12 protein-coding genes are annotated in these 12,924 nt (G+C 49.8%); 10 read left to right on the forward strand and 2 right to left on the reverse strand.

What is annotated here, in order from left to right:
* Window positions 1-142: 142 nt before the first annotated feature.
* From LOS79_RS31520 to LOS79_RS31540, 5 genes are all read left to right on the forward strand, one after another.
* Entirely contained in the window at window positions 143-904 is a 762-nt protein-coding gene (locus tag LOS79_RS31520; RefSeq protein WP_315414953.1) for a SagB/ThcOx family dehydrogenase, read from the forward strand.
* 99 nt (window positions 905-1,003) lie between these two features.
* Complete coding sequence (locus LOS79_RS31525) at window positions 1,004-1,411, forward strand: hypothetical protein (RefSeq protein WP_315414954.1); 408 nt, start codon at window positions 1,004-1,006, stop codon at window positions 1,409-1,411.
* A gap of 52 nt (window positions 1,412-1,463) precedes the next feature.
* Window positions 1,464-1,886, forward strand: coding sequence for a MarR family winged helix-turn-helix transcriptional regulator (locus LOS79_RS31530; protein WP_315414955.1), 423 nt, complete (start codon window positions 1,464-1,466; stop codon window positions 1,884-1,886).
* Window positions 1,887-1,940: 54 nt separating this feature from the next.
* The gene (locus LOS79_RS31535; RefSeq protein WP_315414956.1) at window positions 1,941-2,768 is read left to right on the forward strand and encodes an alpha/beta hydrolase; all 828 of its coding nucleotides are present in this window, start codon (window positions 1,941-1,943) and stop codon (window positions 2,766-2,768) included.
* Window positions 2,769-2,895: 127 nt separating this feature from the next.
* Window positions 2,896-3,777, forward strand: coding sequence for a DMT family transporter (locus tag LOS79_RS31540; protein WP_315414958.1), 882 nt, complete (start codon window positions 2,896-2,898; stop codon window positions 3,775-3,777).
* A gap of 563 nt (window positions 3,778-4,340) precedes the next feature.
* Here LOS79_RS31540 and LOS79_RS31545 read toward each other — a convergent pair.
* Window positions 4,341-4,526: a hypothetical protein gene (locus LOS79_RS31545; protein WP_315414959.1), complete on the reverse strand. Its 186-nt coding sequence runs from the start codon at window positions 4,524-4,526 to the stop codon at window positions 4,341-4,343.
* Between the two features lie 264 nt (window positions 4,527-4,790).
* Window positions 4,791-5,252, reverse strand: coding sequence for a histidine kinase (locus LOS79_RS31550; protein WP_315414960.1), 462 nt, complete (start codon window positions 5,250-5,252; stop codon window positions 4,791-4,793).
* Window positions 5,253-5,652: 400 nt separating this feature from the next.
* Between LOS79_RS31550 and LOS79_RS31555 the strand changes: the two genes are divergently transcribed.
* The 5 genes from LOS79_RS31555 (at window position 5,653) to LOS79_RS31575 (ending at window position 12,763) form a co-directional block, all read left to right on the forward strand.
* Window positions 5,653-6,687 (forward strand): ABC transporter substrate-binding protein, encoded by a 1,035-nt coding sequence (locus LOS79_RS31555; protein WP_315414961.1) that lies wholly within the window; start codon window positions 5,653-5,655, stop codon window positions 6,685-6,687.
* A complete protein-coding gene (locus tag LOS79_RS31560; RefSeq protein ID WP_315414962.1) occupies window positions 6,668-7,450 on the forward strand; it encodes an ABC transporter ATP-binding protein in 783 nt (260 codons plus the stop codon). Before LOS79_RS31555 ends, LOS79_RS31560 begins: the two co-directional genes overlap by 20 nt.
* Window positions 7,444-8,196: an ABC transporter permease gene (locus tag LOS79_RS31565; protein ID WP_315414964.1), complete on the forward strand. Its 753-nt coding sequence runs from the start codon at window positions 7,444-7,446 to the stop codon at window positions 8,194-8,196. The genes LOS79_RS31560 and LOS79_RS31565 overlap by 7 nt, the downstream gene beginning before the upstream one ends.
* 500 nt (window positions 8,197-8,696) lie before the next feature.
* A complete protein-coding gene (locus LOS79_RS31570) occupies window positions 8,697-11,231 on the forward strand; it encodes an alpha-L-arabinofuranosidase C-terminal domain-containing protein (RefSeq protein WP_315414965.1) in 2,535 nt (844 codons plus the stop codon).
* 95 nt (window positions 11,232-11,326) lie between these two features.
* Window positions 11,327-12,763 carry an ABC transporter substrate-binding protein gene (locus LOS79_RS31575; protein ID WP_315414966.1) on the forward strand — a complete coding sequence of 479 codons (1,437 nt, stop codon included), beginning with the start codon at window positions 11,327-11,329 and terminating at the stop codon, window positions 12,761-12,763.
* The last annotated feature ends 161 nt before the right edge of the window (window positions 12,764-12,924 follow it).

The raw sequence follows: 12,924 nt of genomic DNA on the forward strand, positions 1-12,924 counted from the left end.
AGTGAAGAAGGAGAGGATATCAGGAAATTCGGTTAAGACAAAGATCATTCGGTTATGACAGAACTAAAAGTGAATGAAATCACAATCTATTTTTGCCGGAGTGGTAAAGTTAAGCTATCAAGATAAGCCAGGAGGATCTGTTATGACCAGGTATGAACAGCAAAGAGCGTTTCTGAAATCCAATTTCCATGAATTCAAACATATCAAAACAGATAAGATCAAGGGCCTTCCCCAGCCGCCGGTGGTTAAGCCCTTTGATCCGGAGTCAAGGCTGATTGATCTGCCGAAGGTCAGCAGGGAGGTTGTGGGTCATGCGGATATTTATGATTGTATTGACCAGAGAAGAAGTACGAGGTTCTATTCTGCAGAAGCATTAAGCCTGGACGAGCTGTCGTATTTATTGTGGGCGACCCAAGGGATTACCGGAATGAGCAAGAACGGGCTTACCCTGCGGACGGTACCTTGCAGCGGAGCGACTCACACCTTCGAGACTTACCTGCTGATTATGCGGGTAGAAGGCGTAGATCAAGGCATCTACAGATACCTCCCGGCAGAGCATAAGCTTTTATTCATGTTTGAACTGGATCAGCTCGAACAGAAGGTGGATGCGATTACGCTGGATCAGCCCTTCGTCCCTAACTTTGCCAAGAAGGCTTCGGTGATGTTTGCCTGGAGTACCACGCCGTACCGTTCCGAATGGAAATATGATATTTCAGCCCATAAGAAGATCCTTATCGATGCCGGGCATGTCTGCCAGAACCTCTACTTAGCCAGTGAATCCATCGGTGCCGGCGCCTGTGCTGTCGGGATCTATGATCAAAAGCTGATCGATGAGATTCTGGAGCTGGACGGCGAGGAGGAATTTGTGATTTATATGGGTGCGGTGGGGAAGAAGCGGGAATAGCAGAGTAGCAGTAATTCAATGTAATGTATTTGAGCCTTCTTTTACTCTTGGCGGTATTTAAATGATTATTTAAGAAATGGATAAAGGAGCTGACCAGCTATGCCAAATATTAATAATCTTGATCTGATAACTGCGAAAGTAACTGACTTCACAATTAGTGATTTGAAATTCGTTACGGATTTTAGATATTGGGTTGAAATAGATACGGTACAGCTCTTCGATGAATACAACATTCCCATGCTGCTGATTAATTTTGTTTTGATTCCTAAAAGGGGAGCAACAACCTTTAAGATCACCATTCAATTTAGTAAAGTCGCCAGCCTGCAACTGGCTTCTGGAGGAGCGGTAATTCAATTGAGCTTGTTTGAAATTCTAGATATATCGGATAGTGGCTGGGATTCCGTCAAGTATTGCGTCAGAGATATGGAAAGTGAAGAAAACTTTAAATTTTACTGTGATAACATTGAAGTTATTGCTGTTGAGGAAATGGATTGGGTTGTTGGCTAGCTGTGAAATTTGCATCATTGACATTAGTTTGATATCAAACTATAATCCAATCATGGAAACTAGAGATGTAATATCACTGATCTCGAAGATCAGGGAGAAGGTTAACCGGTTCATTGTCCAGGAGATGGAGAAGCAGGGGGTAGAAGGGATCGGCACCTCGCACGGGGATATTATCTATGCGCTGCTGCAGAAGCCGAAGATGACTATGGCGGATATTGCCCGCCGGATTCATAAGGATAAATCGACAGTTACACCGCTGGTCAACAAGCTGGCCGGGCTGGGCATAGTGACGAAGGAAAGGGATAAGGAGGACACAAGGTTTGTGTATGTGACTCTGACTGCTAAGGGGCGTGAGCTGGAAGGTGTTTTTGAAGTGGTCTCGGCTGAAATGCTGGGGCAGTTTTACCGCAATGTCTCCGAAGAGGAGCAGGAAATACTGCTGCAGATTTTGCTGAAAATCAATAACAACTTCTAAAAAAATATGCCATATAGTTTGATATCAAACCATTATTGAAAAGGAGCGGTTGAGATGAGAGATTACACGAAAGAGCTTCCGCAGCATACAGAGAAGTATGTCGGTGAGCACGATTTGTTCCTGGAGATATATGCAGGAGCGAATATCCGGGACGATGCCGGCAACAGGCCACCGTTGCTATTCGTGCATGGTGCCTATACCGGAAGCTGGATGTGGAGCAAATACATTCCCCATTATGTCAATGCCGGGTGGACCTGTTATGTCATGAATCTGCGGAGCCATTACAGAAGCAGGGTGCTGGATATGAGTGTGATTACTTTTGAGGACTATCTGCACGATATCAGGGAGATTATTGCCGAATGCGGCACTCCACCCGTGCTGATCGGGTTCAGTATGGGCGGGATCTTAGGCCAAAAGCTGGCGGAAACGGCAGAGCTGGCCGGACTGGTGCTGATTGATTCAAGTCTCAGTAAGGAGGTCCATGAGCTTATGCCTTATCAGGATATCATCCCGGCAGTACCCGGCCTCATTGTACCTGCTCCGGCTCGTAAAGAGCTTGCGAGCATCGATGAATCGGCAGAGGACATAGCTTTTCAAAGGAAATACTTAAGTATGGAGTCCGCCAAAGCGTTTAGCGCATTCTCCTTCCACTTTGGTGCAGCAGGAATTTCTGTAGACAGCCGCCGCATTGCATGCCCCGGCCTGGTTATTCACGCAGTAAACAGCGAAGAGGATGACCGCCGGGGCAGAGTGAATGCCGGCTATTTCGCTGCAGAATATAAAGGTCTGTGGAACACCACTCATACCGGCCTGCTTGTAGGACAGCGGTATCTGGAACCGGCTGAGACGGTTTTGAACTGGCTGGCTGCGAAATTACTTTAGAGGGGCCGGAGGGGGATGCGGTGTAACGCAACAGGAAAATTCTGTTGACTAATAACCCCCCTAGGGGGATACTTGGAGCAGTTGTTACAGACAACTTTATACTCTAAGGAACAGGCGGGATACTGAATTGAAGACCAAATCCAAAACTGCGGTAACGTGGGCGATTCTTGCGGCTGCTCTGTATGCAATCAGCACGCCGGTGTCCAAAGAGCTTTTGCATGAAATTCCGGGAGTGATGATGGCTGCGCTGCTGTATCTGGGGGCGGGAATCGGAATGTCGGTGCTCGGATGGTTTCGTTCCAGACAGGGGACCGTGAAGCAGGAAAGGCGGCTGACCAGAGAGGAGCTGCCTTTTACAGTGGGGATGGTTGTGCTCGACATTGCCGCGCCGATTTTCCTCATGATTGGATTGACAGTGACTACGCCGGCCACAGTCTCACTCTTGAATAATTTTGAGATTGTGGCCACCTCGCTGATTGCCCTGCTGTTATTCAAGGAATCGGTTCATTCCAGGTTGTGGATCGCCATCGGCCTCATTACGGTTGCCAGTGTAATTCTTTCAGTTGAAGACATCGGCAGTATCACCTTGTCCTGGGGCTCGGTCCTGGTGCTGCTTGCTGCCGTCTGCTGGGGCCTTGAGAATAATCTGACCTCTAAGCTCTCCGCTAAAGATCCGTTGCAGGTTGTAGTCATCAAAGGTTTCGGCTCCGGGCTGGGGTCACTATTCATCGCCATCATGCTTGGTGAGACTACAACACATATCGGTTACATCGCCATCGCTCTATTGCTGGGATTTGTAGCGTACGGGCTGAGTATCTATTTCTACGTATATGCGCAGCGGTATCTGGGGGCGGCGAAGACGAGTGCCTACTATGCCATCTCTCCTTTTATAGGCGTACTGCTGTCGCTGATTATGTTTACAGAAATACCGGCATTCTCCTTTATTGTTGCGCTGATTATTATGATTGCCGGCACCTATTTCGCCTCCACGGACCGCAGGAGTACTTAAGAAGAGGATGGCAAACTGGAACTGGCCGGTGTCTAAAGAGGCTTATGCGGGATGGACGGCGGGACTTTTATCTGTACACTGCGGCTAAGACGCGGGATACGATGTAATAGTAGGGACTAGTAGGGACTAGTAGGGACTAGTAGGGACTAGTAGGGACAGTAGGGACAGTACTTAGTACGGACCTGTATGGGCCTATACGGACCTATAATCACTTGTAATGACTTGTAATGACCCGTAACGGACATGAGCGCTCTTATTTCGCTGCATATCGTTCTTTTGCCCGGCTTACGGACATGAGCGCCGTTATTTGCTGCAGATGAACTGAATTGGGGCGATTTGCGTGATGATAAGGTCTGTGGTGTCCGTTAGCCTGCCAGAATAGACGAATTGGATAGAATAAGAGCTGTGGTGTCCGCAAGGCTGCGCTTAGACAAGCAAATTGGAACAATAAGAACCGGCACTTCATCCCGGGTAAAATAAAAGGCCGCTTGACCGGATTGCTCCGGTACTGGCGGCCTTATGGCAATATAGTAATCAGCAGTCTGTATATGCATCCACCTGAATTAGTGGAATTTGACAGTCTTGATGCGGGATTCCTGCTCGTAAGTAAGGGGACTTGGAGTTGGCGGCGTGTGCAGATGGCGGTGAGCGTTGTACTCCATCTTCTGGTAGTCTTCTTCTCCCGAAGTCATCCCTGGCTGCCACATTCCGGTTACCCAATTCTTCAGTTCCTTAATTCCTGCCAGCATTGCATTCATCCTCCTTGGCGATGAAATCCGATGAAAGATTTTGGTTGTGAACTCTTTTTGTTTACGCTTTCATTATAACATAGAAAACCGGAAAATCAATTGTGTGTCCGTCTGAAAAAGACAAAAAAACAGAATTAATCGTGTTAATTAGCGTGAATGTGCACCGTATAAAGAAATATGTCCTCGTGGAGAGGACGTTTAAAGAAAACAAAAAAGCGGCTGCCGGATAAAAGGCAGCCGCTTGCGTTAGAATGAATTGAACCGTTATTTAATCCGCTTAAGGGCGGCTTCCTGATCGATAGAGCGCCGGGCCAGCATATCTAGTGTGGCATCATGCCCGCTTAATGTTTTATCAATCCGTTCAAGTGTATCACGGGTGGTAATGACTTCCGTATTCACTTCAAATACCGCCTGCTGAATAAGCGGAATAAGCTTCGTATCTTCCTTAATACTCTCAATATCAGCTTTCATGGTACTTAGATCAGACTTAACCTCGCCCAGCTCGGATTTAACGCTGCTCAGATCAGACTTAACCTCGCCCAGCTCGGACTTAACAGTGCCTAGATCAGACTTAACCTCGCCCAGCTCGGATTTAACGCTGCTTAGCTCTGACTTAACCTCGCTCAGCTCTGTATGGATAATTTGTACATCTGACTTCAAATCGGTGATTTCGGACTTCATGCCTTGTAGTTCTGTCAGAATCTGCTGGAGAATAATGTCGCTCATCGTCTCAGCCTCCAAAGATATCTTTGTAAATTATTATTTGCTCAGGTAAGTATAACATAGTTCAGGAGGACAGGCCCCAAGCGATTGAATAATATTCGCGGCAGAATCATGTCCGTGAATTATTTCAATTTATAAATATACAAAATAGGGCAATGGGTGTAAAATTGCATTACTTAGGTGTTCCGGAGAGCATGTTACGAATAGCTTTACATGGAAACGAGAACCGCTGCCTTAAGGGCGGCGTAACCGTTTCTACTTTTATGCCTATATGTGAATAAATGCGCATGCGCTTCTGGCCTGGGAGGCTGCATGTGAATTCACTAGAGTTAGCTGCTGCCGGAAGCTGAAGTGAAGTAACAGCAAGAAGAGAAACAGAACAGAGATGGAGGAGTCAGGGTTCATGGAAAGAAAACAATGGAAACACCTTATGATGTTATTTATGCTGATCGCTGCGGTCAGTATGGTGGCAGTCGGCTGCGGGTCTAATAATGCAGGCAATGCCAATAATGCAAGTGCAGGAAATGCCGGAAATACAGAAGGTACAGCCAGTGCCGGAGAAGCTGCGGCAGACACCTCTGCTGAGCCGGTAACCGTATCGCTGGGGCTGCTGCCTTCGATTGATGCCATTCCTTTTATTATTGCCCATGAGCAAGGATTCGATAAGGAGCATAATGTAAATCTGGATATTCAGACCTTCAAGAGTGCGAAGGACCGCGATGTAGCCTTCCAGGCTGGTAAGGTAGACGGGCTTAGTGCTGACCTGGTAGCAATCTCGATCTACAATGAGGCAGGCCTTGATGTGAAGATTACCAGCACAACGACAGGTGAATTTGATCTGCTGACCGGAAATGATGAAGTGAAAGAGGTTAAGGATCTGAAGGGCAAGACAGTGATTCTGTCCAAAAATACCTCGACCCAATATACAGTGGCAATGATGCTGAAGCAGGCCGGCCTGACGGAAGACGATATTACGGTAACAGAAGTGCCGCAGATTCCTACCCGCCTCGAGCTGCTGAAGAATAACAAAGCAGATGCGGCGGTTCTGCCGGAGCCGTTCGTGACGATGGGCAAAACTGCGGGTCTGCGCGTCCTCAGCTCCACCCACAGTGCCGGAATTAATCCGTTCGTGCTGGCTTTCCCGCAAAGCGCCATTGATGCCAAGGGACAAGCCATCCGTGACATGTACGCGGCTTATGATGAAGCTGTTGCTTATATGAAATCCCATGACCAGTCGGAATACATCGACCTGATTATTAAGGAAGTGGGCTACCCGGACACGCTGAAGGACGAAATCACTGTACCTGAATACCTGCCTGCCTACCAGGTCGATACCAAGGAAGTGGAAGCTGCGTTCGCCTGGGCGCGTGAAAAAGGACTGCTGACCAAAAATATATCGGCTGAAGATGTGATCTCCGATGTCCAGTTTAAAAAATAGCGGACTCCGCATACACGAACTGCAAGTCGAATACAAAAACGGCCAGCTGGCTCTGGGCGGGATCAATCTGACCTTGCCGGAGCACGGCATCCATACGGTCATCGGTCCTTCGGGCAGCGGCAAGTCGACCATGCTGCGGGCGATTGCCGGGCTGCTGCCTGCCTATGAGGGGGAGCTGCTCTTCAACGGCAGGCCGGTTCATGAGAAGGATACGCTAATCGGTCTGGTGCCGCAGAATTACGGGCTGCTGCCCTGGAAGACGGTCCGCGACAATATCCGCATTGCGATGAGGATTGCCCGTTCCGGAAGGGGGCAGCCCAGCAGGCAGGAGCAGGATGCGCAGATTATGCACTGGCTCACATCCATGGGAATTGCAGAGCTGGCCGGCCGGTTCCCGCTGTCGCTGAGCGGCGGACAGCAGCAGCGGGTGGCAATTGCCCGCGCTTTCGCTATTCAGCCGACCATTCTGCTGCTGGATGAGCCGTTCTCGGCTCTGGACGCGATTACGCGGGAGGGGCTGCAGCAGATTTTTATCGACAATTGGCAGACTCATCCCGCAACGACACTGTTTGTTACCCACGATGTGGAAGAGGCAATTCTCCTGGGGCAGAAGATTATTGTCATGCCGTCAGGACCGCAGGATCACCCTGAGATTCTCGATAATTCCGCTGTCTTTGCTATGAAGCATGGTGACAAACGGGAGAGCAATGAGTACTTTGCGCAGAGTAAGACAATCAGAAAGGTAATGATGGAGAAATGGTGAAAAAACGGCATCTCCCTCATCTGCTGCGGCTGCTGTTAGTTTTTGCGGGGATGAATCTCATCTGGTATATTGCTTACCTGCTGATGAATCATGCCATTCTGCCGAGCCCCGGGGCGGTATATGAAGCCATGTTCCAGCTGGGAGTGCGCGATGTGGCGCTGAATGTCGGCTACAGCCTGCTCCGGATCTTCGAAGGAGTGCTGCTTGCACTGCTGCTCGGGCTGATGGTCGGTCTGTTAATGGGCCGCTCCCCGCTCTGGAACAGATTGCTCGACCCGGTGGTCTACCTGACGTATCCGATTCCCAAGATTGCACTCCTGCCGGTAGTGATGCTGTTCTTCGGTCTGGGGGAGACTTCGAAGGTACTGATGATCATGCTGATTCTGCTGTTCCAGGTTATTATTTCTGTACGTGACGGTGTGAAGGCAATCCCGGAGAGCACCTATGATGTTCTGACAAGTATCGGCGCCAGCTCCATGCAGAAATTCTGGAATGTCACGCTGCCCGGCGCACTGTCGGTCATTCTTAGTACAATCCGAATCTCGCTCGGAACAGCGATTTCTGTACTGTTCTTTACCGAGATTTACGGGACGGAGCACGGCATGGGCTTTTTCATTATGGATGCCTGGCTGCGGCTGGATTACCCGGAGATGTATGCCGGAATCATGCTGTTCAGTCTGGTCGGCTTCATCCTCTTCCTGCTGGTCGATCTGCTGGATTACCGGTTCATGAAGTGGCGGAATTAAGGGAATATATCATGCAAGATGAGCTTTCTTATGTCCTTATTGGGCGTAAGGAAGCTTTTTTTAATAGGGCGAGAAGGGGCAGAGGGCGTTGTCTAGTGGCAAAAAATCAAACTTATTTTTGTTGCAGCCAAATATAAAGTAAAAAATAAATTGATAAAATAAACTTGAAATCAAAACTGGAAAAGTGGAGGATTTCCCCTCAAACCCGCGTTTAATTCATGTAAATATAAACAAAAGTAAGATGAGGCAATGATTTTGTTTTAAAAAAGTTATAAAATTCTCGCGAAATCAGCAAAAACGAAAATATTAAGTTCATATAAATATAAAATGGTTTAGTTAAATATGTTTACATTGTAATTTGAGTATGGTATTTTAATTTTGCAAACGGATTCATTTAGGTTTTATGAAATGATTTCATATATTTTCAAATGTAAGTAGTATGGAAGCGCATTTTGATAAAGGAGTGGGGGATTCTGGGCAGATTTAGAAAAAGGGCCGGAGTGGCAGCAGCATTCCTGCTGATTTCTGCCGGTGCGTTGTATTACGGGGCTTCCGGAAAAACGGGTGACAGCCAAACCTCGTTAATGGAGGCAGATTCCGTGCAAGACAAAGTCACTTTAAGTGCTACACCGGCTCCCGCAGCTGACAGCGGCCCGGCTTACAGCCTGACAGTGGATACGGCGAACCCCGGAGCGGAGATCAGCCCGATGCTGTATGGAGCTTTTTTCGAAGAGATTAACCATGCGGGCGACGGAGGGTTATACGCAGAGCTGATCTCGAACCGCTCCTTCGAGGATAGTCCGGATACGCTGTTCAACTGGTGGGTGGAGGAGCAGGGCGGAAGCCAGGGCAATATTTCACTGATCAGCAGCGGACTGCTGATTGATGTACAGAAGAGAGCCATGAAGCTTGATGCCCTGGCTGCCCCTGAGGGCGGGCGTGTCTCGGCAGTCAATAACGGCTTCTGGGGGATTCCGGTGGTGAAGGATGCTGAATACAAGCTGTCGTTCTATGCTAAGCCTGAGCCGGGTAAAGGTATGCCGCTGCGGATAACACTGGAGAGTGCTGACGGAAAGCAGGTTTTTGCCGAGCAGGTTGTGGACGAATGGAAGGAAGGCTGGAATCAGTATACATATGCCCTGACCGCATCGGGGACAGCCGGCAATGCACGGATTCTATTCTCGGCTGACCAGCCGGGGGCGATCTATCTCGATATGGTTTCATTATTCCCGCAGACCTGGAAGGACAGGGAGAATGGCCTGCGCATAGATCTTGCCGAGAAGGTCGCGGCCATGAAGCCGTCATTCGTCCGTTTCCCGGGAGGCTGCTTCGTGGAAGGGAAGACGCCGGAGAATGCCTACCGCTGGAAAACAACGATAGGCCCGCTTGAGACGCGGCCGGGTCATGCGGCTTACTGGAATTACCGCTCTTCAGACGGACTGGGCTTCCATGAATATCTGCAGTGGGCCGAGGATTTGCAGGCGGAGCCGCTGTACGTTGCCTATATCGGTATCTCGCATGACGGTGACCCGGTTACCAAAGCCAATACGGTGCCGCTGAATGAAATTCAGCCCTGGATTCAGGATGTGCTGGATGCGATCGAATATGCGAACGGTCCGGTTACCAGCAAGTGGGGGGCAGAGCGGGCAGCTAACGGACATCCGGAGCCGTTTAACCTGAAGTATGTGGAGATCGGCAACGAGAACAACTTCCAGTTGAGCGAATATGTCCAGCGTTACGGCTTGTTCTACAAGGCCATTAAAGAGAAGTATCCCGAAATGAACCTCATCGCTAATACCGCGGTGGAGGGTGAGACGATTGAAATGATTGATGAGCATTATTACGAGTCGTCGGAATGGTTCATGAGCAATGCCAACCGGTATGACACCTATGACCGCAGCGGTCCCGGCATCTATGTCGGCGAGTATGCCGTCACCAAGGGGGCGGGTGAAGGGAATCTGAATGCTGCACTTGGTGAGGCGGCCTTCATGACGGGAATGGAACGCAATTCCGATATTGTGCGGATGTCCTCCTATGCGCCGCTCTTTGTGAATACGAAGGACCGGACCTGGAACCCGGATGCGATTGTGTTCGACACCTCATCCAGCTTCGGAACACCGTCCTATCATGTTCAGCAGATGTTTGGCAGCAACAAAGGCGATGTTGTTCTGCCTGCGGTACTCTCAGCCTCCGGCAGCGGTGAAGCAGATGTGAAGGCGGCCATACAAGGAGGCATCGGGCTGGGCACCTGGTCAACCCAGGCAGAGTACAGCAATGTGAAGGTTACCCAGGGCGATACGGTCCTCTTCGCAGATGATTTCAGCACTGATTCCGGTGCCTGGACCGTGAAGAGCGGCAGCTGGGAGCAAGCGGACGGTGTCTTCAGACAGACCAGCAGTGATACCGATATCCGGGCTGTTGCCGGAGACGCTTCCTGGAGCGATTACACCTTGTCGCTGAAAGCCAGAAAGACGGGCGGGGCGGAAGGGATGCTGATCATGTTTGGCTCGAAGGACGACGGCACCTTCTACTGGTGGAATCTTGGCGGCTGGGGCAATACACAGAGCGCAATTGAGAAGTCTGTCGGCGGTTCAAGATCTGTGATCGGGCAGACGGTTCCCATCAGTATCGCTACAGGGGAGTGGTACGATATCCGCATTGAGCTGTCAGGCGGCAATATCCGCACCTACCTGAATAATCAGCTGATTCAGGAAGTAAATGATCAGAACTCATCCGGACCTATGTTTACGACCGCCAGCCGTGATCTGGCCACCGGCGAGATTATCGTCAAGGTGGTTAACAGCGGGGATACTGCGCACAAGACGAAGCTGGTGCTCGCAGGTCTTGAGTCCCGGAAACTGACCGGAACGGCAACGGTTCTGAAGTCGGATGATCCGAGTGATCAGAACAGCTTTACTGCACCGGACAAAGTTGCACCCGTATCCAGTGAAATCCAATGGACAGCAGGTAGTCAAGAGTATGAATTCCCGAAATACTCAGTCACAGTTCTTAGACTAAAGGAAGGGGGCGCATGACAGCCAAGTAGGGAAGCAGGCTCTTTTACTATAAGTAGGAATTTACAAAACATGAAGCAGGCATTCAGGTATTTATTCAAGGGGAGGTTCTATTGATGACAAGAAAGACAAGCAATCTGTTATGGTGCGTCCTGCTGGTTTTTGTATTGATTCTCTCAGCATGCAGCAGCGCTCCAGCCACATCCACAAGCAATAATGCGGCTAACAACGCAGAAGCGACAGCCGCTACAGATGCTGGAACAACGGAAGCCGCTACGGAAACTACCGAGCCGGCAGCCGGCGAAACGGCAGCAGCAGATACCGCAGCGACCGAATTGCCGAGCAAGGACATTACAGGCGAAGTTACCGTCTGGGCGTTTAATGAACAAGTATTTGATGAGATCGGTACTGCCTTCATGGCTGAATATCCGGGCATCAAGCTTAAGACTGTAGTTATGCCGTTTGGCGATCTTCACGACAAGCTGCAGACGACGATTGCTGCCGGCAGCGGCGCACCTGATGTGGCAGAGGTTGAAATGTATCAGCTTAACCGCTATATGGCCGGCCATGTGCTGGAGAACCTGCTGGAAGAGCCTTATAATGCCGGCAAATACAAGGATCTGGTTCACCCGTTCAACTGGGAACGCTGGATGACACCGGACAGCTCCGAGCTGCTCGGAATGCCTTGGGATATGACACCGGGAGTGTACTATTACCGTGCGGATATTTTTGAAGAGCTGGGCTTGCCTAGCGACCCGGCTGAGCTCGGGGAATATATTCAGGATGAGGAGAACTTCCTGAACCTGGTGCAAATTTTGAAAGCTAATGGCAAGTACTTCATGGAGTGGAATGATGGCCCGGCTGTGTGGGCCGGAGATGAAGTCGGCTATTTCGATAAAGATATGAACTGGACGCGCAATACAGAGAAGATGGTCAAGGTGCTCGACATTACCAAACGCGGCCAGCAGCTGGGCTGGGCACCGCATATCGGATATGCCTCGGATGAAGGAAAGCAGCTGGTACTGAAGGGTGATCTGGTCGGTGTAGTAGCCGGTTCGTTCGGTGCACGCGGTCTGCAGGAAACCTTCCCTGAGCTGGCCGGCAAGTGGAGAGCTACCCGCCTGCCAGTCGGAATCAACGTCGGCATGGGCGGTTCCAGCTTCGTCATTCCGGCACAAAGCAAGAATAAAGAAGCGGCATGGGCTTATATCCAGTGGAGCATGAGAAGTGAGAATGCCTGGAAGATCTGGACCAAGCACTCTATTCAGCCGGGCTACAAGGATATCTCCAGTCTGGACTGGTATGCCAACACCAAGAATGAGTATTTAGGCGGCCAGGAGGAATTCAAGCTGTATGAACAGCTCAGCAACGATATTCCAATCAAGCACCTGACACCAGTCGATAATAAGGGTTGGGAAATCTTTATTGCGGCAATCGGCGATGCGCTTGCCAAGAATACCGACTCCAAAACGGTTATTCAAAAAATCGGCGATGATGTAATGGCTCAGGCCTCCAAGGAAATCGCGGCCTTTAAGAAAGCAATGCAGGAATAACCGGAAAATTATAACAGGGGGCAGCCTGATTTTCCGGAGCTGCCCCCTTATAGAATTTTTATGTTTTTGTAGGTTTGGTTTATGGGGCCCCCGCAAAGTACCTGAGTAATCATCGAAGCTAAGGCTCCACTTTGTGGGGATTCTTTGTGGGGAAAGATTTT

This window comes from Paenibacillus sp. MMS20-IR301, from assembly GCF_032302195.1.
Classification (GTDB): domain Bacteria; phylum Bacillota; class Bacilli; order Paenibacillales; family Paenibacillaceae; genus Paenibacillus_AQ.